We start from the raw sequence: 26530 nt of genomic DNA on the forward strand, positions 1-26530 counted from the left end.
TCGCTTTCTGTGGCAGTCGAGGGGGTTCAGGCGAGGGGCCGGTCGGTGACGAGGCGCCCTTCGGCGTCACGCCAGCGGAAGGTGCTGAGCATGGCGTCGAAGACGTCGGTGACGGCGTCGACGATGCGGGTTCGTGCGTCGATGTCGGACCCGGTGTCGGCGTCGGCGTCGCCCGGCGCGGCCGACGCATCGGTCGCTGAGCCGATGGTGAGGACGAGGGTGAGCAGTCGGTCGTCATGACCGGCGACTCGCGTGAGGACGGTCCGACGGCGGAGGGGCGTCAGGTCGGCGACCTCGTCGGGTGCGGCACGGTCGTCCTGCGCCGGGGCTTCAGCTGCGGGGTCGGTCCAGACCACCGCCGGGTCGCCGGCGAGGACGATCGGAGCCGCCCCGTGGGTGGCGACGCGTCGCAGCAGCAGCCGGTCGAGGTCGGCATGCGGAGTCCGGGTGACGGGCACGGACGCGACGACGATCGAGCACACGATGTCGGTGCCGGGCAGCGGGCCCGCACTGAGGTACGAGTCGAGCACACGGCCGTTGACGTCGGCCGCGAGCGCACGCCCGAGTGCCGACCCGAACCGCATCCGCCAGTCGTCGGGGGCCGTTCCGGTTCCGGGTGCGGGCTGGTCTCCCAGCTGCTCGGCGACGAACGCCGCTGCGTCAGGCGCGTCCATTCCACCCGGCACCCGGACGAACCCCGGAGGCACGACGATCGAATACGACGCCGCCACCGTCCCGGCCGTCCGCCCCACGTACCCCGGGCCGCTCATGACTCGCCCTCCGAGGGAAGTCCAGCCCCGGCGGGACGATACCTGTGCCAGCGCTTCCCATCCGTGCTCTTCGCGAATGTCGCATGGTCGTGCGCTCGTCGCTGATTCCGACGGCGACGCCGACCACGAATGACCTCGACGACCACCCGGATGGCACAGATGATCTGGATGACACCGGCGATCGCGGAGTCCCGCGGCCAGGTGTCGAGATCGCGGAACGGGAGAGCGAAGATGATGCCCCATACGCCTCCGACAAACCCCGTGTAGGCCACAAGCGGGACGTCGAGCGGATGCAGGCCATCGACTCCCGGTGATCGAGACAGGATGATCACCGCCGCGACGAGGCAGGCAGCCGCGGCCCAAAAGGGCAGGGACGAACCAACGAACGGTGGCCAATTGTCTGTCGTGTAGAAGAGTGGTCCCCCATCGGGGTTCAAACGACGCGCGTCGCCGCGTCCGCCACCCTGTACTTGCAGCGTGATCCGCGTTCCCTGAACGGTGCAGAACGGGACCATGGCCGAAAGCAGGAGGAGCGCGCTCAAAGTGACGCCAAACGGTCCTCGCTCAGTCCTCCGTCGGCCCCCCGCGCGTCGTCTCGCGTTCACGACGAACCCTTCGAACCGGCGACTCTCCGCCAGACCCCGGACGCCAAGTCGACAGGAAGCCAGACAGCGGGCCCTCTCCACCTGGCGTCTATAGCTCGCCACCGGGGACCGTGAGTTCCGATCACGTGCTTTCGGACAAGAACCGTCCGACACCGCAGGGTCGCGCCACCACGTCGTTGAGAATTCAGCATTGGTTTGATCTCCGAGATGTACGCCGCTCACGACTCGTCCCCGGACGCGCAAGCCATGTCGGCCTCTTGAGTTCTCGCGGCACCGCTATCGAGCTGGCCATACTGACCGGGGGTGCCTTCAGCGACAGTCGGTGCCGTGTGCTCGGATGCGGAGGTAGCACGGCCAGATAGATGGTGCATAGCTAGCTTCACGAAAGCGACAACCAACGAGACGATGCTGCAGACGCCGAGACAGCCAGAGACGAGAAGCATTCCGTTGCCCGTCGGTGTCATGACGACGAACCCGATGCCATAGCCATATGTGTAGATGGCTCCCAGGCCCCACACGAAGCCGAGAAAAAACGGCCGGTGTTCACGAATTCTTGACCGTTCCTCGCGGACCATGCCGACGATCGCAACAGCAGCGAAAGCCACCGAAGGGATGAGGACCGTCCAGGGCAGGTAAAACGGTATTCCGCCTGGAGCATCGAATCGAGAGTCGAAGCCATCAGGGACCGACCCGGGCTCGATTGTGAAGAGCGTGTTCAGGGAGTACAAGAGGTACGTGCCTTGCACGGCTAGCGCGGGAACAGGAGACAAGGCATAAGAAAGATTGCGGACGCTCTTGCCCCCCTCGAAAGAAGCACGACGCCTACCCCTCACCATGAACTGCCCTGTGTCACCCGGATCGCACCATCCGGCTCGCCACGCATCCGATTGCTGATAATCCTCGTGCTCTCGATGCCGGCCGCTGTCTGATCGGCGGCGCTCAATGCTCGTGCACCGTTCAGGCGAGCAGTCATCGCCGCGATGGTGTCAGCGTCATCCGCAAAGGCCCCCACCCTTGACGACCTGACGAAATGCATCATCTGCGCAATGGACTCATCTCCGAAAGCCTTGAGCAGGAAAGAATCACCCCTCGACGGGCGAGCTCGTTCCCAAACCCGATTCACGTAGTTCGAGGCGAAATTTCGACTCATGCCCGAACGGACGAGACCGTCGACTCTTGCGGCTTTGACTCCTTGCGTGAGCTTTGCCGCCCCAGACACCAGTTGTCCGCCGACTCCGAACGTGACGAGCGAAACGGTCGAGAGCCAAAATTCTGTCCACGTCGCCGTACCCGCCGCTGCGCGGGCGAGGGAGATCGCTGCGACGGCAACCATGGCGATCACCACGATGACATTGAGTCCAGGAATGAACATTGCGACGAGACCTAGCGCGAATCCGACGACGGACAAGACGTCAAGCAACGTGCTGATCCACGAGTCGTTCTCCTCCATCCACTTCTGGAAGGCGGCGAAGCCGGCGTCCCACGCGCCTCCGAGGTCGTCCCAGAGGGTGTCGGCGAGGCCGTCGTCGGTGGCGTCGTCGATCCTCGCGATGGCAGCCGTCGCGGCGGTCTCGACGGACGTGTGCGCATCGGTGAGGCGGCGCGCGTAGAGGGTGACCCGGCCCCGCGCCTCCTCGGCTTTCGTGCGCTGCGCCGCGGCCTGGTCGAGGTGCTCCTGCTTCGTCACCTCGTCGGTGGCCACCAGCGCGAAGTGCTCGTACCGCTCGACCAGCTTCTCGGCTGCGGCGAGGTCGTCGACGGCGTCTCGGTGGTTCGCCAGGGCCGGCGCAGCTGCCTCTTGGGCCAGCGACAATTCGGACGCGTACGCCTTGAGCGCAGCCCCCGTTTCTCCGTATCGTCCCTCGGCCTTGCCGAGACTCGCGGAGACCTCCTCGGCCTTGACCACGAACGCGTCCAGGGCGTCGCTGGACGACGACCCCGTCTCGAGCGATCGCAGCTTCGCTGCCGCACCTCGGATCGAGGCCGCCACCGACTCGTAATGGCTCGCCATGGAGTTCAACAGCACCGGGTCGCCCGACACCCCCACCAGCGAATCGGCCGCCACACCGGCGAGCGTGCCGGCCGTCATCTGTCGCCCCCGACCAAGACGCCCTCGAGTTCTCCGTCGACCTCGGTGAAGGTCTCGTCGATCGTCGACAACGCCGTGCCCAGCTCGGTGATCTGCTCGGCGAGCTTCGCCCGCCGGTCGTTCCAGTTCGTCGCGAACGACGTGACCTTCGCCGCCAGCCGGACGTGCCCGCAAGCCTCGGCCGTGGCCGACACCGAGGAGTCGTTCGACTCGAACTCGGTCTTCACGGTGGCCAGGTCGGCGAGCAACGCCTCGAGACCCGCACCGTCGATGTTGAGGCTCGTTCGAGCCATGAGGTCCTCCCCTCGTGCCGGAAGCCGGAGCGCGTCGCGTCTCACCGCGACCCGCCCCGGCCGTCCCCGTGTGTGGTCGGTCAGCCCAGGCTGCTGGCGAGCTGCTGGTCGGCGCCCTCGAGGGTGCTTGCCGCGTTCTCGAGGAACGTCGCCATGCTCTCGACCGCCGAGATCGTCTTCGACGCCCCGGTCGTGAACTCGGTGTACGTCGCGTCGAATGCCTTCGACGACTTGTCGGTCACGTAGCCCGAGCCGACGAGGTTGTCGATCTGCGACTTCATCTGACCCAGCTGGTCTTCGATCGCACGCTGCCCGTTGCGCAGCTGGGTGGCCTGCGTGCGCAGGTCGTCGTAGGTGACGGTGACATTGGCCATGAGGTGGTCCCTCTCGTTGGTGGTGCCGACCGGTCGGTCGGACTCGACCAATATGTCATGCCTGATAGTTTGCGTAACGGTTCTCCACAGATCGGAGTCGACATGCGTCGCAAGAAGGACAAGCCCAGGAGGCGCGAGCAACACCCGACGCCACCTCCGGTGATCACCGCGGAGACGATTCGTGAGCAACGTGCCGAAGGGCTGCTCTCGCGCGTCACCACCCTGCCCCTCCAGCCGCCCGCGCCGATCGTGACGTCCCCTCCCCCGCCGACCCGCGCCTCCTCTGGGTTCGTCGTCGAGGAGCGCCGAAGCGGGCCGGCACAGCAGGCTCCCGTCATCCCGGAGAGCACGCCACCGTCCGCCGCCGCACCCTCCGCGCCCCTCGCGACCTTCGCACCCCGCGCTGCCCCGATCCCTCACGCGCCGCGATTTGCCGCCACCACCCCGAGGCGGTCAGCCCCCGATCAGCCGGCCGGCGGTGACGCGGTGCCACCCGTTCCCGATCTCGAGGCGACGACGCTTCGCCCTCGGCACTACGGCCTGCGGCTGCCGGACGAGAGCGTCGTCCCCGTCACACGGCGCGCGATCGTGGTCGGGCGTCGAACCGACCGCCCCCTGCCCCCGCCGCCCGACGCCGATGTCGTGCCCCTCGACGACGCCGGCCGGTCGCTGTCTCGCCATCACGTCTCGATCGTGATCGGTACCGACGCGGCCGTCTGGGTCACCGATCTCGGCTCGGGAAACGGCACGACCCTCGTGGCGACCACCGGCGAGGTCACCGAACTCGAGGCTCACACCCCGGCGCGCGCCCGGGTCGGATCGCTGCTGTCGATCGGCGACCACAGCGTGACGGTCGTCCGGCACCGACCCGAGAGCGACACGACCGCGGCCCTCCTGCTTTCCAGGACACACGACACGACCTCTCGCGAGAACGCGGAGGGGGTCTAGATCTTCTCGATCGGCGCGACCTTGATCAGGAGCTTCTTGCGGCCGGCGCCGTCGAAGAGCACCTCGGCGATGCGGCGGGCGCCGATGCCGGTGACGGCCATCACGCGACCCTCGCCGAAGTCGACGTGCGAGATGCGGTCACCGGCCTCGAGCTCCATGTCGCCGTTGTCGCGGACGGTGCCCGTGACCCGGTTCGCCCACTCGGTCTTCGGCTTCGTCTTCGCCGCCGCCGTGGCCCGGTCGTAACTGCCCGAGCCATAGCCACCCGACGCTCGAGGCGTCGCTCCGCGGTTGCCGTCGCCACCCTCGCGACGGGCGTTGAGCGCCCGCGGCTGTGTGCCCCCACGGCTCGTGGCCATGCCCGGCGACTGCTTCCAATCGATGAGCTCGACGGGGATCTCTTGCAGGTACCGAGACGGCATCGCCACGTTGACCTCGCCGAACTGCGCCCGCGTCATCGCGAGCGACAGGAACAGCCGCTGTCGCGCACGCGTGATGCCGACGTAGAACAGTCGTCGCTCTTCGGACGGACCGCCGGGCTCGTTCGCCGACATGCGGTGCGGCAGCAGATCTTCTTCGACGCCGGTGAGGAACACCGCCTCGTACTCGAGCCCCTTGGCGGTGTGCAGGGTCATCAGCGACACCGTGCCACTCGTGTCGTCGAGGTCGTCTGCGGCCGCGACCAGCGTGACCTCGGTGAGGAAGTCGAGCAGCGTGCCGTCGGGGTTGTTCTTCTGGAACTCTTTCGTCACCGCGACGAGTTCGTCGATGTTCTCGGCGCGGGCCTCGTCTTGCGGGTCACGCGACGCGCGCAGCACCTCGACCAGGCCGCTGCCCGCGATCAGGGCCGACAGGATCTCGTGGACGGGCGCGGTCGCCGCCGTTGCCTGCACGTCGTCGAGCAGTTTCGCCAAGCCCGTGATCGCACCGGTGACCTTCGGCCCGAGGCCGAGCTGGTCGGCGTTGCGCATCGCGTCACGCAGCGGCGCCTCGTTGGTGTCGGCCCAGCGCTGCATCGCGGTCTCGGTCGCCGGACCGATGCCGCGCTTGGGCACGTTCATGATGCGTCGCAGGGCGAGCGGGTCGGCCGGGTTGGCGACGGTGATCAGGTACGCCATGGCGTCCTTGATCTCGGCCCGCTCGTAGAACTTGGTGCCACCGAGCACGCGGTAGGGGATGGCCGAGCGGATGAAGATCTCTTCGAGTGCCCGCGTCTGCGAGTTGGTGCGGTAGAAGACGGCCATGTCTTTGTAGTCGGTGCCGGACTCGTGCAGCGCCGCGATCTCGTCGGCGACGAACTGGGCCTCGTCGTGACCGGTGTAGCCGGTGAACCCGACGATCTTCTTACCGGCGCCGACCGTGGTGAACAGGTTCTTGGCCTGACGGTCGAAGTTGTTCGAGATGACCGCGTTGGCGGCGTCGAGGATGTTCTGGGTCGAGCGGTAGTTCTGCTCGAGCAGGATGACCTTCGAGTTCGGGAAGTCGCGCTCGAACTCGACGATGTTGCGGATGTCGGCGCCGCGGAACGCGTAGATCGACTGGTCGGAGTCACCCACCACGGTGAGCGACGCCCCGGGGATGCCGCCACTGCCGTCGCGCATCGACTGGACGAACTGGCCGCCCCTCTCGAGCTCGTCGACGAGGTCGGCCTGCACCGGCCGGGTCAGCTCGCGGATGAGCGAGTACTGCGCGTGGTTGGTGTCTTGGTACTCGTCGACCAGGATGTGCCGGAACCGCCGCTGGTACTGCGCGGCCACGTGCGGGAAGGCGCGGAACAGGTACACGGTCTGGGCGATGAGGTCGTCGAAGTCGAAGGCGTTGGCCCGCTGCAGCTCGCGGGTGTACTGCCGGAAGATCTCGAGGAACATGACCTCTTGCGGGTCGTTCATGTTGATCTGGCGCGAGTACGACTCGACGTCGCTGAGCTCGTTCTTGAGCTTGGAGATCTTGCCCGAGGCCATGCTGACGGTCAGCCCGAGCTGATCGGCGTCGAGCTCTTTCAGGATGCGCTTGAGCAGGGCCCTCGAGTCGGCGGAGTCGTAGATCGTGAAGCTCTTGGTGAAGCCGAACTGCTCGGCTTCGCGCCGGAGGATTCGCACGCACGCCGAGTGGAACGTGCTGATCCACATGCCCTCGCCTGCTTGACCGACGAGGTGCGCCACGCGCTCGCGCATCTCGGCCGCGGCCTTGTTGGTGAAGGTGATGGCGAGGATCTGGCTGGGCCACGCCTCGCGCGTCGCCAGCAGGCCCGCGATGCGGCGGGTCAGCACGCTGGTCTTGCCCGAGCCGGCACCGGCCACGATCAGCAGCGACTGCCCACGGTACTCGACCGCCTCTTTCTGCTGGGGGTTGAGACCGGCGGTCAGGGGGTCGCCGGAACCGCCGGCAGCGTCAGAGGGCTCGAGCACGATCGTCATGGCCCGTCGAGTCTAAGCGCGACCACCGACATGGCGAGAGGGCGCGGGGCGACCAGGGTCGCAGGCGGCGTCGCGCGGGGTCAGCGGGACGCGAAGGCGACCCGCGCCTCCTCGGCGAGCTCGGGCTGGTCGGCGAAGACCCCGTCGACGCCGAGCGCCATGAGCGAGGTGAACTCGGCGCGCCAGTCGCCGAAGGCCGCCTTGCCACCGGGGCCGCGGTGGGCCTTGGCCAGGAACGCGTTCTCGGCGCGGAGCGTCCAGGTGAAGACGTCGAGGCCGGCCGCGTGCGCCCGGTCGACGACCCGACCGTCGGTCGCCCCCTGCGCGTCGACGAGCGTGTGCTTGTCGAGGCTGACGCCGTGCAGCCCGGCGTCGACGAACGACTCGAGCGACTCGGCGTGCAGCTGGTCGCGGTAGCCCACCGACGATCTGCCCGAGGCGACCAGGTCGGCTGCGACGCCGGCCTTCTCGAGCAGGTAGACGAGCCGGGCCCCGAGTCGCTGGTCCGCGAGCCGACCGAGCACGGTCTGCTCGAACGACTCGATGGTCAGCCGCGGGTCGTCGACCCAGCGCCGTTGCCGCAGCTCGTCGGCGAGCAGCTCGCCGAGCGGCAGGCCGATGGAGTCGAAGTAGGTGGCGTGCTTGACCTCGGCGACGAGCCCGACGGGCCGATCCGCCGCGTCGAGCAGGTCGAGCAGGTCGCCCAGCCGCTGGATGCGCCCCTCGCCGTCGTGCGCCGCACTCTCGGGCCGCAGCTCGGGCAGCCGTTCGCGGATGCGCAGCGTGCTGAGTTCGTCCCAGGTGAAGTCCTCGGTGAACCAGCCCGTGACGTTCGCGCCGTCGATGGTCTTGGTCGTGCGGCGGTGCCGGAACTCGTCGTGGTCGGCGACGTCGGTCGTGCCCGAGATCTCGTTCTCGTGCCGCAGGACGAGAACGCCGTCACTCGACGCGACCAGGTCGGGCTCGATGGCGTCGGCCCCGAGCTCGATCGCGAGACGGTAGGCGTCCTCGCCGTGCTCGGGTCGGTGACCGCTGGCGCCGCGATGGGCGATGACGAGAGGCGAGGTGGACACCCGGTCACGCTAACCGGCGTCCCCGTGCGCAGCCCGAGCCGCCCGACCTCCCGGAGAGAGACCGTCTGGGGAAAGAGCGTCTGTGGAGAGACGAGGAGGCGCGGCCCCTGGGGACGAGGCGTCGCGCCCCCCGCAGACGCAAAAGATGCACGGCACGCACGTTCGCCCTACGAGAATGCGGCTCTCATCAGGCAGATCTTCAGCCATTCGTTGCACGACAGGCGTTAGCCTCATCTGTACGGAAACGCCTTCGTGAACCTGCGCGGGCGATCCACACATCCCTAGCGATCAGAAGAGGAACCCCTTGGCATTCTCGAATCCCGGCTTCAGTCAGTCGCCGGCCTTCTCGAAGAACGGCGGGCCCGTCATCCGTCAGCAGCAGGGCGCAGCCCAGCCGGTCGAGTACAACGGCATGACCGCCGAACAGCTGCAGCAGCTCTACTCGCAGCCCGCCGCCGGCCCCACGCAGACCGACCGCATGACCTACGAAGACACCATCACCAAGACGCTGCTCGCGTTCGGCGTGGTGCTCGTCGGTGCGGCCATCGGATGGTTCATCCCGGCCCTCGCCTTCGTCGGGGCCATCGCCGGCTTCGTGCTGGCGCTCGTCAACATCTTCAAGAAGAAGCCCTCCCCCGGGCTCGTGCTCGCCTACTCGGCGGCACAGGGTCTCTTCGTCGGTGGCATCTCGTCGATCTTCGAGAGCCAGTGGGACGGCATCGTCACCCAGGCCCTGATCGGCACCGTCGCGGTGTTCGCCACGACCCTGCTGCTCTTCAAGAGTGGCAAGATCCGCGCGTCGGCCAAGGCCACCAAGGTCTTCATGATCGCGATGATCGGCTACGGCGTCTTCTCGCTGATCAACTTCGGTCTGATGATCTTCGGTGCGAACAGCAACCCCTGGGGCCTCCGCGGCATGGAGATCTTCGGCATCCCGCTCGGCTTCATCCTGGGCATCCTCGTCGTGATCATGGCCGCGTACTCGCTGGTCCTCGACTTCGACCAGGTCAAGACCGGCGTCGAGCGCGGCGCACCCCGCATCTACGCCTGGTCGGCCGCCTTCGGCATCGTCATGACCGTGATCTGGCTCTACGTCGAGATCCTGCGCATGCTCGCCATCCTGCGCGGCAGCGACTAGCCAGCGCGGCGTCACCCGCACCACCCCGAAGCGGGGCTCGTTCCGACCGGGACGGGCCCCGCTTCTGTGTGGGTGGGGGTCGACGGCCGAGGGGGTGGGGGTCGATGGCCGAGGGGGCAGAAGGTGCTGCTCGTGGGCAGATGAAGAGCACGTTCTGCCCGCTCGTTCGTACCCTGGCCCGAGACCACGCCGAGATCCAGGAACGACGACATCCCGCGGAGACGACGAAACCCCCTCGGGCAGGTGTCTGCCGGAGGGGGTTTCGCGTCACTGCGCTTCGCGGGAGGTCTCCCTCACTTCGCGTTCGCGGCTACTGGTGGGCACCGGGGTCGCAGGCTCCCCCGGAATGACCGGGCTCGATACTTCGCATCGAAAACAGCCCGGTCATTCCCATTCGATCGTTCCCGGGGGCTTGGAGGTGACGTCGAGCACGACGCGGTTGACGCCGTCCACCTCGTTCGTGATGCGGTTCGAGATGCGGGCCAGCACGTCGTAGGGCAGACGCGTCCAGTCGGCCGTCATGGCGTCTTCGGACGACACCGGACGCAGCACGATCGGGTGACCGTACGTACGACCGTCGCCCTGCACACCCACCGAGCGGACGTCGGCGAGCAGCACCACGGGGCACTGCCAGATCTCGTCGTCCAGGCCGGCCGCGGTCAGCTCGGCCCGCGCGATCGCGTCGGCCGCACGCAGCAACTCGAGTCGCTCGTGCGTCACCTCGCCCACGATGCGGATGCCGAGACCCGGGCCGGGGAACGGCTGACGCCCGACGATGACCTCGGGCAGACCGAGCTCGCGCCCGATCGCCCGCACCTCGTCCTTGAAGAGGGTGCGGAGCGGCTCGACGAGCTCGAACTGCAGGTCTTCGGGCAGGCCGCCCACGTTGTGGTGGCTCTTGATGTTCGCCGTGCCCGTACCGCCACCGCTCTCGACGACGTCGGGGTAGAGGGTGCCCTGCACGAGGAACTTCACGGCCGAGTCGCCCTCGGCCGCGGCCTCGAGCACCAGCGCCTCGGCGGCGGCCTCGAAGCTGCGGATGAACTCGCGGCCGATGATCTTGCGCTTCTGCTCGGGGTCGGTCACCCCGGCGAGGGCGTCGAGGAACTGCTGCTCGGCGTCGATCGTGACGAGTCGCACACCGGTCGAGGCGACGTAGTCCTCTTCGACCTGACGACGCTCGTCGGCGCGCAGCAGACCGTGGTCGACGAAGACGCAGATCAGCTGGTCGCCGACGGCCTCGTGCACGATGGCGGCCGCGACGGCCGAGTCGACCCCGCCCGAGAGGCCGCAGATGACGCGTGCGTCACCGACCTGCTCGCGGATGCGGGCGACCTGCTCGGCGATGACGTTGCCGCTGTTCCAGTCCGCGGGGATGCCGGCGGCGCGGTGCAGGAAGTTCTCGAGCACGGCCTGGCCGTACGACGAGTGCTTGACCTCGGGGTGCCACTGGACGCCGTAGAGCTTGCGGGCGTCGCTCGAGAACGCGGCGACGGGGGTCGACGCGCTCGAGGCCAGCACGTCGAAGCCCTCGGGGGCCTTCGACACCGAGTCGCCGTGGCTCATCCACGTCGTCTGCGAGGCCGGCTGGCCCGACAACAGCGTGCTGTCGCCCTCGGCGAGCGTGACGTCGGTGGCGCCGTACTCACGCTGGCCGGTCTGCGAGACCTCGCCGCCGAGCGCCTTGGCCATGGCCTGGAAGCCGTAGCAGATGCCCAGCACGGGGATGTCGAGGTCGAAGATGCCCGCGTCGATGCTCGGCGCGCCTTCTTCGTAGACGCTCGACGGACCGCCGCTGAGCACGATGCCCACGGGGTTCTTCTCGGCGATCTCGGCCGCGGTGATCGTGTGCGGCACGATCTCGCTGTAGACGTTGGCCTCACGCACGCGCCGGGCGATCAGCTGCGCGTACTGGGCGCCGAAGTCGACCACGAGCACGGGGCTCTGCGCGGTCTCGGGCGCGCGGTCGGCCGGTGCGGGGGCCGTGGCGGCGGTCGTCGCCGACGCCTCGGCGGTCTCGGGTGCGTCGGTCACGCGGGGGCTCCCTCGGTCGTGGGGGTGGTCTCGGCGGTCAGGGCTTCGTACTGCCGCGTCGCGAGCTTGGTCATGTGGCTCTCGACGAAGAACGAGAGCAGGGGCACGACGCCGCCGAGCGCGATGAGGAAGAACCGCGAGAACGGCCACCGCATCAGGCTCCAGAGACGGAAGTCGGCGAAGAGGTAGACGACGTAGAGCCAACCGTGCGCGATGAGGATCGCGGTCGACAGGTTGAAGCCCGTGGTCGAGTCGACGGGCACGAGGAACCCGCCCTGACCGCCGAGCTGCATCTCGAGCTGCAGGGGCGTGTACTTGAACAGCATCTCGAAGATGAGCAGCAGCAGCATCACGCCGGTGACGTACGCCGAGATCTTGTAGAACCTGACGGCACCCGGGATCTTCGGGATGTCGCGTTGCCGGGGCTTCAGAGGCATGGGGACGATTCTAGCCGCGCCCACCCCTGCGCCAGGACGGCACCTGTCGACGTCGAAGGGTCGGGAGGCGCGGGGTCAGGAGGCGCGGGTCGGCTGGGTCGCGCCGCGCGCGTCCGCCTCGGCCCGCGCCTCCTCGGCTTCTTCGTGCTCGCGCTCGAACGCGTCGCGCACGAGCCGGAACCAGAGGAAGACGGCGAAGCCGGCGAAGACGACCCATTCGATCGCGTAGAAGACGTTGAGCCAGTTGAACTGCACGTCGGACTCCGGAGGCGCGGAGTCGATCTCGCTCAGCGACGCGGGTGCGGAGTCGGAGACGACGTAGCCGCCGTAGACCTGGCCGTCGAAGCCGGGCCACTCGTTGATCAGGGCGGCCACGGACACGACGGTCTGCGCACCGCTCTCGAAGTCGCTCTCGGTCGGCGACTCGGACGGGAAGTAGCGGCCCTCGACCGTGACGGTCGAGGTCGCGGCCACGGACGGCTCGGCGGCCTCGGCGCCCTCGCGGGTCGCGGACCAGCCGAGCCCCACGGGCAGCGAGGCGCCGTTGGCGTCGTCGACGAAACGGCCGATCAGCCAGTAGCCGGTCTCGCCACCGTTGACGCGGTCACCGATGACGGCGAAGTCGTCCGGGTCGAACTCACCGGTGACGGACACGCGCTGGGCACCGAGCGAGTCGGCGAAGGGCGTCTGCGGGGTCGCGACCGACGACAACACCTTGCTGGTCTCGGTCTCGGGGTTGACGACCTGCACGCTCTCGACGCTGCGCTCGATCTGCCAGTGCCCGAGCCAGGCGAAGATCGCCGCCACGACGAGGGCGAGGCCGAGCAGGGCGATCCAGCGGGGTCGACGGGCGACGTGCCACATGGTCGCGGGCAGCGGTTCGCCGTCGACGCCGAGGAGGGCGGGGCGCTGCTCGGTCTGGGTCACGGAGGCGATCGTACCTCGCGTCGCCCACGAACCCGCTGGGACGACGGCGAGCGGTTCAGTACTCGGGGTCGCGTCGGCGCGTGGCCCGCTGGTCGCTCTGTTGGCCCGCCTGCTCGGCCCAGATGCGGGCCTCGTCGGCGTCCATCGCGTCGAGGTCGTCCAGGTCGTCGTCGGCGTCGGCATCGCCGTCGGCCCCGCGTCGCGTGGGGTCGACCCGGCCCGCGGCGGCCCGCGCGGCACCCGCCCGGACCCGCTCGGTCTCGCGCTCGTCGTCGTCCTCGGTGACCTCGGCCTGGTCGAGGTCGTCACCGGCGAGGGCGGCCTCCATCAGGGCGATCTCGTCACCGCTGCGCGCCTCGCGTTCGAGACGACGGGCCTCGGCCTCGGCACGCTCGGCCTTCTTGCGCGACCGCAACAGCACCGAGCCGATGCGCTCGCTGTTCGAGGCGAGGACCGGCCCGAGCACCGCCATGATCAGCACGTACAGACCGGCGAAGGGCTGCAACCGCTCGTCGAGACCCGCACCCGCGGACAGCGTCGCCAGGATCAACGCGAACTCGCCCCGGTTGACCAGGATGACCGTGGTGTTGATGCCCGCCTGCGGCCCCAGCTTGTTGAGCCACGCGACGAACTGCCCGGCACCCACGTTGAGCAGCACGGTCATGCCCACGGCGATGGCCACGGGGCCGAGCACGCTCGGGAACAGGGCCGGGTTGAGCCCGAGGCCGAAGTTCAGGAAGAAGAACGCCCCGAAGACGTCGCGCATGGGCAGGGCGAACTGCTCGACCCGGTTGCGGAACTTCGTGGCCCCGATGATCAGGCCGATGAGGAAGGCGCCGATCGCGTCGGTCACCCCGAGCACCTCGCCGAGGCCGGCGAAGAGCACGGCCAGTCCGAAGAACAGCACGGTGAAGAGTTCGTCGTCCCGCGTGCGCATGAGCCGGGAGACGACGCGACCACCCCATCGGGCCACGCCGAACATCACGACGAGGAACGCGAAGGCGATGCCGAGCTTCAGGATCACCGGCCCCGGGTCGGTCTCTCCGCTGAGCACGACGGACACGATCGCGAGGTAGATGGCGATGAAGATGTCTTCGACGACCGTGACGCCGAGGATCATCGGCGTCTCGCGGTTCGCCAGGCGGTTCAACTCGATCAGCAGCTTGGTGACGATCGCACTCGACGACGTCGCCGTCATGCCCGCGATGATCAGCGCCTCGCGCGTGCCCCACCCGAGCATGAAGCCGAAGATCAGCCCGACGCCCATGTTGATGGCGATGTAGCTGCCGCCCGAGACGATGAGCCGCCCCGCGTTCGAGAAGAATTCGTCTTGGTCGAACTCGAGGCCGAGGTTGAACAGCAACAGGATCAACCCGAAGATGGCGATCAACTCGATGTTGTCGGACTCGAAGCTGAGCGGGAACCACCCCGTGTTCGTGCTGGCGAGCAGGCCGACGATCATGTAGATCGGGATCGACGGCAGGCCGATCAGCTTGCCGGCGCGGCCGAGCACGTACGCGATCAGCAGCAGGATACCGAGGACGATCAGCTCTTCACCCAGGTGCATCGGCCTAGCCCCCGGGCGGGGCGTCGACCGGCGAGCGGTGCTTGAGCTCGCCCGTGCGGTAGAACGAGAACGCCTTGGCGACCTTCTCGGGTGAACCGGCCACGACGAGCGTGTCACCGGGGAACACCTTGAAGTCGCCCGACGGCGCCGGGTTGGCCGCGTCGCCCCGGACGACCGCCACGACGGTCAGGCCGACGACGCCCTTGGCGCCGAGGTCGCCGAGCGGCTGACCGGCGATGTGGTCGTCGTAGTCGACCGTGAACCAGTCGATGCTGAGGCCGGGGATCTGGTCGAGGGCCGAGAGCGACTCGGTGATGCGCGTGCCGCCGAGCAGTTCGGCGAGCGTGTGCGCCTCGTCCTCGCTGAGGCGCAGCGAGACCTTCTTGACGTGGTCGCCGTCGACGTCGTCGCTGAACGTGATGAGGTCGCTGTGACCCGAGCGGTGCGTGATGACACCGCACTTGCCGCCGTCGTCGGTGATGAAGGTGTGCAGCACACCCACGCCGGGGAGCTTGACTCGACGCACGTCAACCATGGTTCGTCTCCAGTGGACTCGGGGGCAGTCGTCTCAGCCTAGCGGCGGGTTCGGCCGCAGCAGCCGGGCTGCTCACGGTGGGGACAACCCGTCACCCTCCACAGGTGTTCCCGCGTCCGCGGACGGAGGAACCGCGGGAGGCGCGGTGCCCGACGAACGGGCACCGCGCCTCCTGCAGGTGGTCGCGCGAGCGACCGGGCGTCAGCCCTGGCGACCGCCCGGGCTGCCCGCCGAGGTGTCGTCGCCCGGCGTGCCCGCGGGCTCGGTGACCTCTTCTCCCGGCTTGGGCGCGCCTCCTTGGTCGGCACCGGCGACGACCATGTCGTCCTCGTCGAAGCCGAAGGTGATGTCGGGCGCCTCGAGGCGGACGCGGTCGGCCGACTCGTCGTCGGGCTCGAGCTGGCTCGCCCGCTCGGCGGCGACCCGCTTGAGGTAGTTGGCCACCTCGGCCTCGGCCTCGTCGTCGCTCCAGCCGAGCACGCCGGCCATCAGCTTGGCGGCGACGGGAGCGGCGGACTCGCCCCGGTCCCACGCCTCGATCGAGATGCGGGTACGGCGGGCGAGGACGTCCTCGAGGTGCAGGGCGCTCTCGTGGCTCGCGGCGTAGACGACCTCGGCGCGGATGTAGTCGTCGGCCCCCGGGAGGGGCTCGGCGAGCGAGGGGTCGTCGCGGATGAGGTCGAGGATCTCGTCGGTCGTGGTGCCGTACCGGTTGAGCAGGTGCTCGATGCGCACCTTGTGGACGCCGAACGCCTTCGCGATCTTGCCGCGCTTGTTCCACGCCGCGTGGTACCCCTCGGCGCCGATCAGCGGGATCTCCATGGTGGTGCTCGACGGGATGCGTCCGTCGAGGGCCGCGACGGCCTCGTCGATGGCGTCCTCGGCCATGACCCGGTAGGTCGTCCACTTGCCGCCGGCCACGACGACGAGGCCCGGCACGGTGTGGGCGACGATGTGCTCACGCGAGAGCTTCGACGTCTGGTCGGACTCGCCCGCCAGCAGCGGCCGCAGACCGGCGTAGACGCCCTCGACGTCGGCCCGGGTGAGCGGCACGGCCATGACCTTGTTGACGTGCTCGAGGATGTAGTCGATGTCGGCCGCCGTGGCCGCGGGGTGGGCCTTGTCGAGGTCCCAGTCGGTGTCGGTCGTGCCCACGAGCCAGTGGCGGCCCCACGGGATGACGAACAGGACGCTCTTCTCGGTGCGGAAGATCATGCCCATGTCGGAGTGGATGCGGTCGCGCGGCACCACGAGGTGCACGCCCTTCGACGCCCGCACCTTGAACTGTCCCCGCTCGCCGACCATGGCCTGCGTGTCGTCCGTCCAGACGCCGGTCGCGTTGACGACCTGCTTGGCGCGGATCTCGAAGTGCTCGCCGGTCTGGTAGTCGTGCGCCTTCACGCCGACGACCCGCTCGCCCACCTTGACGAAGCCCTCGACCCGGATGCGGCTCGCCGCGTGGGCGCCGTAGCTCGACGCGGTGCGCACCAGCGACGAGACGTACCGGGCGTCGTCGACCTGGGCGTCGTAGTAGGTGAGGCCGCCGACGACCGCGTCCTTCGACAGGCTCGGGATGGCGCGGAGCACCTGCGTCTTGGTGAGGTGACGGTGGTGGGGGACGCCGGGCGGGCGACCACCGGTCCAGCTGAAGATGTCGTAGAGCGCCATTCCGGCACCGATGTAGAACCGCTCGTAGACCGGCTTGCTGAGCGGGTAGAGGAACCGCACGGGCTTCACCAGGTGCGGTGCCAGGCGTTGCAGCAGCAGGCCACGCTCGATCAGTGCCTCGCGCACGAGACGGAAGTTCAGTTGCTCGAGGTAGCGGATGCCACCGTGCACGAGCTTCGACGAGCGACTCGACGTGCCGGAGCCCCAGTCACGGGCCTCGACGATGCCGACGCTCAACCCACGGGTCACGGCATCGAGCGCGGAACCCGCACCGACGATGCCACCCCCGATCACGAGGATGTCGAGTTCTTTCGTCTTCAACGCCTCGACGGCTGCGGCCCGTTCGTCGGGGCCGAGCTTCGTGGAGAGCGAAACGGACGCGGACTTGGCCATGCGAGCCTCCATCGTTGGATTCGGTCGGCCCGGTCTCTCGACCGGACCACCCCATCAAACGCTAGTGAGGCTGGTAGGGGGCCACAACCACCTCGACGCGCTGGAACTCCTTCAGGTCGCTGTAGCCGGTGGTCGCCATCGAACGACGCAGCGCGCCCATGATGTTCGACGTGCCGTCGACCGTCGTGGCGGGACCGTAGAGGATCTTCTCGAGCGAGCCGATGGTGCCCACGTGCATGCGTCGGCCGCGGGGCAGTTCGGGGTGGTGCGCCTCGGCGCCCCAGTGGTAGCCACCGCCGGGCACGTCGTCGGCCCGGGCCAGCGCGGCGCCCAGCATGACGGCGTCCGCGCCGCAGGCGATGGCCTTGACCAGGTCGCCCGAGGTGCCCAGGCCCCCGTCGGCGATGACGTGCACGTAGCGCCCGCCCGACTCGTCGAGGTAGTCGCGGCGCGCGCCCGCCACGTCGGCCACGGCGCTCGCCATGGGAGCGTGAATGCCCAAGGAGGCGCGGGTCGTGCTGGCTGCGCCGCCCCCGAACCCGACGAGGACGCCGGCGGCACCGGTGCGCATCAGGTGCAGGGCGGCGGTGTAGGTCGAGGCGCCACCGACGATGACGGGGACGTCGAGCTCGTAGATGAACTTCTTGAGGTTCAGCGGCTCGCTGTTCTTCGCGACGTGCTCGGCGCTGACCGTCGTGCCCCGGATGACGAAGAGGTCGACGCCGGCGTCGACGACCGTCTGGTACAGGTCTTGGGTGCGCTGCGGGCTGAGGGCACCGGCGACGGTGACCCCGGCGGCGCGGATCTCGGCGAGGCGGTCGCGGACGAGCTCGGGCTTGATCGGCTCGCTGTAGATCTCTTGCATGCGGGCGACCGAGTCGTCTTCGGAGAGCTCGCGGATCTCGGCCAGCACCTGCTCGGGGTCGTCGTAGCGCGTCCAGACGCCCTCGAGGTCGAGGACGCCGAGGCCGCCGAGCTGGCCGATGCGGATGGCCGTGGCCGGACTGACCACCGAGTCCATGGGCGCGGCGATGACCGGCGACTCGAACTGGAACGCGTCGATCGACCACCCGACCGAGACGTCGCGCGGGTCGCGCGTACGCCGGCTCGGAACGATGGCGATGTCGTCGAACGCGTACGCGCGGCGGGCTCGCTTGGAGACGCCGATCTCTACCTCAGTCACCGTGCCACCCTACCGGAGCCGGGGGTCGCGCCCCCGGCCCGGCGGCATCACCGGCGGTAGTTGGGGGCCTCGACGACCATCTGCAGGTCGTGCGGGTGGCTCTCCTTCAGGCCTGCGGCGGTGATGCGGACGAACTTGCCGTTCGCCTTGAGCTCGGCCACGGTGCGGCCTCCGACGTAGAACATCGACTGACGGAGACCACCGCTGAGCTGGTACACGACGTTGTTGAGCGCTCCGCGGTAGGGCACCTGACCCTCGACGCCCTCGGGGATGAGCTTGTCGTCGCTCGGCACGTCGGCCTGGAAGTAGCGGTCCTTCGAGTACGACGTGTTCTTGCCACGCGTCTGCATCGCACCCAGCGAGCCCATGCCGCGGTAGTTCTTGAACTGCTTGCCGTTGACGAAGACCAGGTCGCCCGGGCTCTCGTCGCAGCCGGCGAGCAGCGAACCGAGCATGACCGTGTCGGCGCCGGCCACCAGGGCCTTGGCGATGTCGCCCGAGTACTGCAGCCCACCGTCGGCGATGACCGGGACGCCGGCCTCGCGAGCGGCGAGGGACGCCTCGTAGACGGCCGTGACCTGGGGCACGCCGACGCCCGCGACGACGCGGGTGGTGCAGATGGAGCCCGGACCCACGCCGACCTTGATGGCGTCGGCGCCGGCCTCGATCAGCGCCTGGGCGCCGCTGCGCGTGGCCACGTTGCCGCCGATGACGTCGATGTGCGCGAAGCTCGGGTCGGCCTTGATGCGACGGATCATGTCGAGCTCGCCCGAGCTCTCGCCGTTGGCGGTGTCGACCACGAGCACGTCGACCCCCGCGTCGCGCAGGGCGCTGGCGCGCTCCCACGCGTCGCCGAAGAAGCCGATCGCGGCGCCGACCCGCAGGCGGCCCTCGTCGTCCTTCGTGGCGTCGGGGTACTTCTCGCTCTTGTCGAAGTCCTTGACGGTGATGAGGCCGCGCAGGTGCCCGGCCTCGTCCACCAGGGGCAGCTTCTCGATCTTGTGCTGCGCGAAGATGGCGATCGCCGAGTCGGGGTCGACGCCCTCGGGCGCGGTGATCAGCGGCGCCTTCGTCATGACGTCGCGGACGAGCGTCGTCGACATCTCGAACGGCGAGACGAATCGCATGTCGCGGTTGGTGATGATGCCGACCAGCGTGCCGTCGCCCTCGACGACCGGCAGGCCCGAGACGCGGAACTGCCCGCAGAGCGCGTCGACCTCGGCCACCGTGGCGTCGGGCGTCGTCGTGACGGGGTTGGTGATCATGCCCGACTCGCTGCGCTTGACCTTGTCGACGTGCGCGGCCTGGTCGGCGATCGAGAGGTTGCGGTGGATGATTCCGATGCCGCCCTGGCGCGCCATGGCGATGGCCATGCGCGACTCGGTCACGGTGTCCATCGCGGCCGAGAGCAGCGGCACCGCGACCCGGATGCGCTTGGTGAGCTGCGACGAGGTGTCGGTCTCGCTCGGGATGACGTCGGTGCGGCCCGGAAGCAGCATGACGTCGTCGTAGGTGAGTCCGATGAATCCGAACGGGTCCGGCTGGTCCATGAGTCCCCTTCGAAGGAGCGAGATGAGGGTGGGTGGGTTGGCACCGGATCGCCGTCGAGCCCGGTAGTCGATATTAACCCAGCCCGCGCCTCCTGCATTCCTCTCGGCGGCGCACCCGCCGCATCGCCGAGGAGGCGCGCGCGGCCCCCCGGGACGCAACGGAACGGCACCGTTACCGATCCGACACACGGAAGATTCGTGATTCTCGCTCGACATGGGGGATTCTGTACCGACTCCACTCCGTCGCGCACCTGAAACATGCTCGACACACAGCGGAGTTACTGTCAGCGACGACGACGCCCCGGGAGCAGAACGAGACCGCCCGAATCTCGACGGGGCGCTTCCCACCAGGAGGTTTTGTGAGACTCTCGACGACCATCGCGTCGCGGCCACGGCTGCGGCAGTCCCTGATCGTGACGGCCTCCGCCGTACTGCTCGGACTCCTGGCGACCTTCATGGGGGCCTTCGCCCCGACGGCCGCCCACGCCGCGGCCGCCGCCTGCACCACCGACGCGACGACCGGCTGCATCCAGGGAACGATCAACGACAGCGAGCGGGAGCCCGCCTCGGGCGTCGACGTGATCGCGACGAACGCGACCGGCGACGAGCAGACCGCGACCACCGACGACACCGGTCGGTGGAGCATCGCGGTGACCGAGGCCGGCAGTTACACCGTGACGGTCGACCAGGACACCCTGCCCGACGGCCAGTTCCTGGTGAACGCCGACAACGCCGAGCGCACCGTGACCGTGAACCTCGGCGCCACGGCGAGCGCCCTGTTCGCCCTCACCGCCGAGGAAGGCGCCACGAGCGGCGCCGCGACCGCGTCGAGCTTCAACTGGGACCGCTTCGCGCAGCAGTTCGCCTCGGGCATCCGGCTCGGCCTGCTGCTCGCCCTCGCCGCCATCGGCCTGTCGCTGATCTACGGCACGACGGGCCTCAGCAGCTTCTCGCACGGCGAGCAGGTGACCCTCGGCGGTCTGCTGGCCTACTCGTTCACCTCGATCGGGGTGCCGCTGATCCTGGCCGCGGTGCTCAGCACGGTGATCTGTGCGGCGACGGGCTACCTGCAGGACCTCGCGATCTGGAAACCGCTGCGGAAGCGCCGGCTCAGCCTCACCCAGCTGATGATCGTGACCATCGGCCTCTCGATCGCCCTGCAGTACGCATTCCAGTACTTCTACGGCGCCGGCACCGTGCGCATCGACCGCGACAACCCGACCACCGTCGACTTCCTCGGCGTGACCCTGACCGTCCAGTCGTACGTCGCCATGGCGATCTCGGTGGTCGTGCTGGTCGGCACGGGACTGTTCCTGCTGAAGACCCGCACCGGCCGCGCCACCCGCGCCGTGTCGGACAACCCGGCCCTCGCCGCGGCCTCGGGCATCGACGTCGACCGCATCATCCGCCTGGTCTGGACGCTGGCCGCCGGCCTGGCCGGCCTCTCGGGCGTCATGCTCGGCCTCGTGCTCAACGGCGTCAACTGGATGACCGGCCTGCAGATCCTGCTGCTGATCTTCGCCGCCGTCACCCTGGGCGGCCTCGGCACGGCCTTCGGGGCCCTGGTCGGTTCGCTGATCATCGGCATCATCGTCGAGCTGACCAACATCTGGCTGCCCGGCGACTTCAAGTACGCGACGGCGCTGCTGATCCTGATCCTGATCCTCGTGTTCAGACCACAGGGCATCTTCGGGCGAAAAGAACGAGTGGGCTAAGGGGACACGACCATGTACTTCATCGAACTCCTGCGGGCGCTGAGCGCCGAGGCCCTCGCGCCCACGACGGCCGCCTTCGCCATCGCGGCGATCGGCCTGAACATCCACTTCGGCTTCACCGGCCTGATCAACATGGGCCAGGCGGCGTTCCTGCTGCTCGGTGCCTACGGTTTCGCCATCTCGATCAGCAACGGCCTGCCCCTCGGCCTCGCCGTCATCATCGCCCTGCTCTGCTCGTTGGTCTTCGCGCTCATCCTCGGCGTGCCGACGCTGAAGCTGAGGGGCGACTACCTGGCCATCGTCACCATCTGTTCGGCCGAGATCATCCGGTACGTGGGACGGTCGAGCATCCTGACGACCACGACGGGTGGCTCGAACGGCATCCCCGGGGCCTCGTACCGCGAGGCCTTCACCGCCCTCTCGCCGCTGCCCGACGGCCAGACGACGATCCTGTGGTTCACCTACGAGAACAACGGCGTCAACGGCTGGTGGATCCGCATCGCCGGCTGGAGCATCGTCGCCCTCCTCAGCCTCCTGGTCTTCCTGCTCAGCCGCAGCCCGTGGGGCCGTGTGCTCAAGGGCATCCGTGAGGACGAGGACGCCGTGCGCAGCCTCGGCAAGAACGTCTACTCGTACAAGATGCAGGCGCTCGTGCTCGGTGCGCTGATGGGGTCGCTCGCCGGCATCATCTACGTGCTGCCGAGCTCGGTGCAGCCCGACAGCATGGGACGGTCGATGACCTTCTTCATCTGGACGGCCCTGCTGCTCGGTGGTGCCGCCACCGTCTTCGGCCCGGTGCTCGGAGCGATCCTGTTCTTCGTCACCCGCCTGCTGGTGCGCACCCTCGCCGGCGACTTCATCCCGTCGAGCATCATGAACGGCCAGCAGGCCGAGCAGTTCTCGTACATCCTCGTCGGCATCGCCCTCATGCTGCTGATCATCTTCAGGCCACAGGGCATCCTCGGAAAGAAGAAGGAGTTGGCGTTCAGTGTCTGACACCTCGAGCACCACCAACGGACCGGCCCCGAGCGGCAGCACGCTGCCCCGCCGCGAGGGCTACGACTACGACCGCAGCGTCCTGCGTTCGAAGCTCACCACGGTCGAGCGGACCCCCGGGTCGGCCAAGCCCGACCCGATCCTCACGGTCGACAACGTCGTCCGACGCTTCGGCGGCATGACCGCCGTCGACGTCGGCCACGTCGAGGTGCAGCGCGGTGCCATCACGGCACTGATCGGCCCCAACGGCGCCGGCAAGACGACCTTCTTCAACCTGCTGACCGGCTTCGACAAGGCCTCGTCCGCCCCCACGGCGTTCAAGCGCAGCGGCCCGGGCGTCGCGAAGTGGGTGTTCGAGGGCAAGGCCATGGGCAACGTCGGCGCCGCCAAGGTCGCCCGCTCGGGCATGGTGCGCACGTTCCAGCTCACCAAGGCGCTCTCGCGGCTCACGGTCATGCAGAACATGCTGCTGGGCGCGAAGGACCAGCCCGGGGAGAACTTCTTCGTCGCGATCGTCGCGCCGCTCTGGCGCAAGCGCGAGCGCGAGATCGAGGCCAAGGCCGAGGACCTCCTCGCCCGGTTCAAGCTGCTCGAGAAGAAGGACGACTTCGCCGGCAGCCTCTCGGGCGGCCAGCGCAAGCTGCTCGAGATGGCCCGTGCCCTGATGAGCGACCCGGCCATGATCATGCTCGACGAGCCGATGGCCGGCGTGAACCCGGCGCTGACGCAGTCGCTGCTGGGGCACATCCAGAGCCTGCGCGACGACGGCACCACGGTGCTCTTCGTCGAGCACGACATGCACATGGTCCGCCACATCTCGGACTGGGTGATCGTCATGGCCGAGGGACGCATCGTGGCCGAGGGCCCGGCCGACACGGTCATGGACGACCAGGCCGTCATCGACGCCTACCTGGGCGCGCACCACGACACCGACCTGGGCGACGACTCGCTGCTCGACGACGCCACGCTCGAACAACTCGAAGAAGAGGTGGCACGCGAGGACGCGGCCCGTGCGGCCGAGGCGACCAGCGCCTCCTCGTCGACGGGCGGCGTCGCCGGACGCGACCTGCCCGGCCACCCCGACCCCTCGACCCCGCAGGCCACGAACGCGGCCGACGACCAGCTGTCCGACGGACGGCAGAGCGGAGACAAGCGATGAGCACGGCACAGGACGGCGCGGGCGCCACCACCGCGGCCAAGCACCCGGGCACCGAGAAGTTCGCGGGCGTCGAGCCGGTGATGAACGCGACGGACCTCGTCGCGGGCTACCTGCCCGGCGTCAACATCCTCAACGGGTGCGACCTCGTCTGCTACCCCGGCGAACTGATCGGCATCATCGGCCCGAACGGCGCCGGCAAGTCGACGCTTCTCAAGGCGCTCTTCGGCCAGGTCAAGATCCACTCGGGATCGGTCACGCTCGGCGGCACCGACATCACGAACCTCAAGGCCAACAAGCTGGTCGAGGCGGGCGTCGGCTTCGTCCCGCAGACCAACAACGTGTTCCCCTCGCTCACCATCGAGGAGAACCTGCAGATGGGCATGTTCCTGCGGCCCAAGAAGTTCGCCGAACGCCTCGAGGTCATCTACGACCTGTTCCCGGTGCTCGCCGACCGTCGCGGCCAGCGTGCCGGCTCGCTCTCGGGCGGCGAACGGCAGTCCGTCGCCATGGCCAGGGCCCTGATGATGGACCCGAAGGTGCTGCTGCTCGACGAGCCGTCCGCCGGCCTGTCGCCCGTGCGCCAGGACGAGACGTTCATCCGCACCCGCCGCATCAACAAGGCGGGCGTCTCGGTGATCATGGTCGAACAGAACGCCCGCCGCTGCCTGCAGATCTGCGACCGCGGCTACGTCCTCGACCAGGGCCGCAACGCCTACTCGGGCACCGGCCGCGAGCTGGCCGACGACCCCAAGGTCATCGAGCTCTACCTCGGCACCCTGGCGAAGGACGTCGACGCGTCCTGACGCCCCCGGTGGCGCCCTGAGGCCCCGATCACGCCCTGGCGTGGTCGGGGCCTCGTGCGTGCGTCCGGCGCCGGGGGCCGGGCGCCGGGCGCTGGCGTCGGGCGCTGGCGTCGGGCGCTGGCGTCGGGGACGCGGGTGCTGCGCGCCGCGTTTCGTGCAGCGCACCCGGTCTCGACGCGGTGCGGTGCACGAGACGCGGTGCGGAGGGAGTGCGACGCCACACCCGGTGGGGACAGGGGACGAGGAGGCGCGGCCCCGGTGGGCGCTGGCGTCGCGACCGTCCTGCGGCCCGCCTCCGCGCCTCCCTGGCACGCAGAAGGGCCTTGGCGCCGGGACGTGCCGTCGTGCACACCGCGTTTCGTGCAGCGCACCCGGTCTCGACGCGGTGCGGTGCACGAAACGCGGTGTGACGAGGTGTGGGGCGGGGCGGACAGGTGCTGGGCCGGGGCCGAGACCCGACACGGCACCTCCCCGGCACGCCGAAGGGCCCGGCACGATGACTCGTGCCGGGCCCCGGGTGGTGCGAGGTGCCGTTATTCGACCTTGCCCTCGATGCCGGTCTGGTAGACGGGCTTGTTGTCGTCGTCGAACGTGTAGACGCCGATCGAGGCGGACGACGGGTCGTTGTTGTCGTTGAACGCTCCGATGCCCGAGGGGCCGGTGTAGTGGATGTCGTCACCGGCGTCGAGCGCGGTCTTGCAGTCCGCGTACGTCGTGCACTCGGTGCCGCCGTCCGCTCCGGAGACCGCGGCCATGTTGGCCTGGATCGTCCCGGCGTCGGTGCCGCCACCGGCCTGTGCCGCGAGAGCGGTCAGGATGACGGCGTCGTACGACTCGGCCGCGTACGAGAAGTCGGCCAGGTCGCCGCCCTCGCTCGCCTTGTAGCCGGCCACGAGCTTCGACTTGAAGTCGGCGCTCGCGTCGGCACCGGGGATCGTGCCCTTGGCGCCCGCGAGGGTGCCGGGCTCGAAGTCGGCGCTGTAGTCGGCCGTGTTGCCGTCGGACATGTAGACCTTGCTCATGTCCCAGCCCTGGCTCTTCAGCTCGGGCACGATCGACTTGGTCTCGTCGAAGGCCAGGATGACGATCGCGTCGGGCTCGGCGGCGATGGCCGCCGACACCTCGGACGAGAAGGTGGTCTGACCGGGAGGGAACTCTTCGCCCTTGCCGGTGCCACCGTAGACGACGGTGCCGCCCGAGCTCTCGATCGACTTCTGCGTCGAGTCGCGCAGACCCGTGCCGTAGGTGTCGTTGAAGACGAGGAACGCGACGTTGGCGTTGCCGTCGGCCGTGATCTGCTGGCCGAGCGCCGAGCCCTGCACCGAGTCCGGCGGAGCGGTGCGGTAGTAGTAGGACGAGTAGCCGCTGAGCGAGCTCGCCGTGTTGGCGGGCGAGATCTCGATGATGCAGTTGCTGGTGAGCTGGTCGACCACGTTGAGCGTGACGCTCGACGACTCGGCACCGAGCACGACGGGCACCTTGGCGTCGATCAGCTGCGTCGCGGCGTTGCTGGACACGGTCATGTCGTTGCTGTCGCCCGAGTCGGTGCTGGTCGAGATCTCGGCCGGCTGGTCGAGCACGCCGCCGGCGGCGTTGATGTCGCTGATGGCCAGGTTGGCGCCCGCGATGGCGGGCGGGCCGAGGTAGGCCAGGGTTCCGGTCAGCGGCAGCATGGTGCCGATCGCGAAGGGATCGGTGCTGGGCGTCCCGACCTCGCACTTGGCGGCGGGATCGGCCTTGGCCGACGACGACGACGAGGCGTCGTCAGAGGGAGATGCCGTCGAACAGGCAGCGAGCAGCACGGAGGCTGCGCCGGCGAGAGCCAGTGCTCGGAGGGCGGTGCTGGATCGGATCAT

23 protein-coding genes are annotated in these 26530 nt (G+C 68.9%); 7 read left to right on the forward strand and 16 right to left on the reverse strand.

Annotation, left to right across the window (positions count from 1 at the left end; translation table 11 throughout):
- Positions 1–26: 26 nt before the first annotated feature.
- On the reverse strand, positions 27–770 hold the full coding sequence (locus tag EDF21_RS10010; RefSeq protein ID WP_148053681.1) for a hypothetical protein: 744 nt from the start codon (positions 768–770) through the stop codon (positions 27–29).
- An 83-nt stretch (positions 771–853) separates the two neighbouring features.
- Here EDF21_RS10010 and EDF21_RS10015 point away from each other — a divergent pair, with 83 nt between their 5' ends.
- Positions 854–1084 (forward strand): hypothetical protein, encoded by a 231-nt coding sequence (locus tag EDF21_RS10015; RefSeq protein WP_123571253.1) that lies wholly within the window; start codon positions 854–856, stop codon positions 1082–1084.
- Positions 1085–1593: 509 nt separating this feature from the next.
- Here EDF21_RS10015 and EDF21_RS10020 read toward each other — a convergent pair.
- From EDF21_RS10020 to EDF21_RS10035, 4 genes are all read right to left on the reverse strand, one after another.
- Positions 1594–2103 carry a hypothetical protein gene (locus tag EDF21_RS10020; RefSeq protein ID WP_148053682.1) on the reverse strand — a complete coding sequence of 170 codons (510 nt, stop codon included), beginning with the start codon at positions 2101–2103 and terminating at the stop codon, positions 1594–1596.
- Between the two features lie 101 nt (positions 2104–2204).
- Positions 2205–3464 (reverse strand): putative T7SS-secreted protein, encoded by a 1260-nt coding sequence (locus EDF21_RS10025; protein ID WP_123571255.1) that lies wholly within the window; start codon positions 3462–3464, stop codon positions 2205–2207.
- Positions 3461–3757 (reverse strand): hypothetical protein, encoded by a 297-nt coding sequence (locus EDF21_RS10030; protein WP_056043422.1) that lies wholly within the window; start codon positions 3755–3757, stop codon positions 3461–3463. The genes EDF21_RS10025 and EDF21_RS10030 overlap by 4 nt, the downstream gene beginning before the upstream one ends.
- Positions 3758–3837: 80 nt before the next feature.
- The gene (locus tag EDF21_RS10035) at positions 3838–4131 is read right to left on the reverse strand and encodes a WXG100 family type VII secretion target (RefSeq protein ID WP_043594286.1); all 294 of its coding nucleotides are present in this window, start codon (positions 4129–4131) and stop codon (positions 3838–3840) included.
- 102 nt (positions 4132–4233) lie between these two features.
- On the opposite strand from EDF21_RS10035, the gene EDF21_RS17160 reads away from it, so the two are divergent.
- A complete protein-coding gene (locus EDF21_RS17160; RefSeq protein WP_255416439.1) occupies positions 4234–5079 on the forward strand; it encodes an FHA domain-containing protein in 846 nt (281 codons plus the stop codon).
- Here the strand turns inward: EDF21_RS17160 and EDF21_RS10045 are convergent.
- Together EDF21_RS10045 and EDF21_RS10050 are read right to left on the reverse strand one after the other, a co-directional pair.
- Positions 5076–7496, reverse strand: coding sequence for an ATP-dependent helicase (locus EDF21_RS10045; RefSeq protein ID WP_123571257.1), 2421 nt, complete (start codon positions 7494–7496; stop codon positions 5076–5078). The two genes, EDF21_RS17160 and EDF21_RS10045, sit on opposite strands and share 4 nt — an antisense overlap.
- 80 nt (positions 7497–7576) lie before the next feature.
- Positions 7577–8569: a glycerophosphodiester phosphodiesterase family protein gene (locus EDF21_RS10050; protein WP_123571258.1), complete on the reverse strand. Its 993-nt coding sequence runs from the start codon at positions 8567–8569 to the stop codon at positions 7577–7579.
- Positions 8570–8873: 304 nt separating this feature from the next.
- Here EDF21_RS10050 and EDF21_RS10055 point away from each other — a divergent pair, with 304 nt between their 5' ends.
- On the forward strand, positions 8874–9707 hold the full coding sequence (locus EDF21_RS10055) for a Bax inhibitor-1/YccA family protein (protein ID WP_123571259.1): 834 nt from the start codon (positions 8874–8876) through the stop codon (positions 9705–9707).
- A 384-nt stretch (positions 9708–10091) separates the two neighbouring features.
- Here the strand turns inward: EDF21_RS10055 and guaA are convergent, their stop codons facing one another.
- The 8 genes from guaA to guaB form a co-directional block, all read right to left on the reverse strand.
- The gene (guaA, locus tag EDF21_RS10060; protein ID WP_056044511.1) at positions 10092–11645 is read right to left on the reverse strand and encodes a glutamine-hydrolyzing GMP synthase; all 1554 of its coding nucleotides are present in this window, start codon (positions 11643–11645) and stop codon (positions 10092–10094) included.
- A 92-nt stretch (positions 11646–11737) separates the two neighbouring features.
- The gene (locus EDF21_RS10065; protein WP_043595742.1) at positions 11738–12178 is read right to left on the reverse strand and encodes a DUF3817 domain-containing protein; all 441 of its coding nucleotides are present in this window, start codon (positions 12176–12178) and stop codon (positions 11738–11740) included.
- Positions 12179–12253: 75 nt separating this feature from the next.
- Positions 12254–13105 (reverse strand): SURF1 family protein, encoded by an 852-nt coding sequence (locus tag EDF21_RS10070; RefSeq protein ID WP_123571260.1) that lies wholly within the window; start codon positions 13103–13105, stop codon positions 12254–12256.
- 55 nt (positions 13106–13160) lie between these two features.
- The gene (locus EDF21_RS10075; RefSeq protein WP_199736334.1) at positions 13161–14672 is read right to left on the reverse strand and encodes a cation:proton antiporter; all 1512 of its coding nucleotides are present in this window, start codon (positions 14670–14672) and stop codon (positions 13161–13163) included.
- Between the two features lie 4 nt (positions 14673–14676).
- A complete protein-coding gene (locus EDF21_RS10080; RefSeq protein ID WP_043595745.1) occupies positions 14677–15207 on the reverse strand; it encodes a cation:proton antiporter regulatory subunit in 531 nt (176 codons plus the stop codon).
- A gap of 201 nt (positions 15208–15408) precedes the next feature.
- Positions 15409–17268, reverse strand: coding sequence for a glycerol-3-phosphate dehydrogenase/oxidase (locus EDF21_RS10085; protein ID WP_082460137.1), 1860 nt, complete (start codon positions 17266–17268; stop codon positions 15409–15411).
- 61 nt (positions 17269–17329) lie between these two features.
- Entirely contained in the window at positions 17330–18451 is a 1122-nt protein-coding gene (locus EDF21_RS10090; protein ID WP_123571261.1) for a GuaB3 family IMP dehydrogenase-related protein, read from the reverse strand.
- 47 nt (positions 18452–18498) lie between these two features.
- Complete coding sequence (gene guaB, locus EDF21_RS10095) at positions 18499–20001, reverse strand: IMP dehydrogenase (protein ID WP_123571262.1); 1503 nt, start codon at positions 19999–20001, stop codon at positions 18499–18501.
- A gap of 359 nt (positions 20002–20360) precedes the next feature.
- Between guaB and EDF21_RS10100 the strand changes: the two genes are divergently transcribed.
- The 4 genes from EDF21_RS10100 to EDF21_RS10115 all read left to right on the forward strand — a co-directional run bounded on the left by EDF21_RS10100 (position 20361) and on the right by EDF21_RS10115 (position 24674).
- Positions 20361–21716: a branched-chain amino acid ABC transporter permease gene (locus EDF21_RS10100; protein WP_233568456.1), complete on the forward strand. Its 1356-nt coding sequence runs from the start codon at positions 20361–20363 to the stop codon at positions 21714–21716.
- Positions 21717–21728: 12 nt separating this feature from the next.
- Positions 21729–22712, forward strand: a complete 984-nt coding sequence (locus EDF21_RS10105; protein WP_056043448.1) for a branched-chain amino acid ABC transporter permease — start codon at positions 21729–21731, stop codon at positions 22710–22712.
- Between the two features lie 43 nt (positions 22713–22755).
- The gene (locus tag EDF21_RS10110) at positions 22756–23871 is read left to right on the forward strand and encodes an ABC transporter ATP-binding protein (RefSeq protein ID WP_123571475.1); all 1116 of its coding nucleotides are present in this window, start codon (positions 22756–22758) and stop codon (positions 23869–23871) included.
- An 80-nt stretch (positions 23872–23951) separates the two neighbouring features.
- Complete coding sequence (locus EDF21_RS10115) at positions 23952–24674, forward strand: ABC transporter ATP-binding protein (protein WP_043595993.1); 723 nt, start codon at positions 23952–23954, stop codon at positions 24672–24674.
- A 533-nt stretch (positions 24675–25207) separates the two neighbouring features.
- On the opposite strand, the gene EDF21_RS10120 is transcribed toward EDF21_RS10115, so the two are convergent.
- Positions 25208–26530: an ABC transporter substrate-binding protein gene (locus EDF21_RS10120; RefSeq protein ID WP_056043452.1), complete on the reverse strand. Its 1323-nt coding sequence runs from the start codon at positions 26528–26530 to the stop codon at positions 25208–25210.

Origin of the sequence: Frigoribacterium sp. PhB118 (assembly GCF_003751725.1) — a bacterium.
Taxonomy (GTDB): domain Bacteria; phylum Actinomycetota; class Actinomycetes; order Actinomycetales; family Microbacteriaceae; genus Frigoribacterium.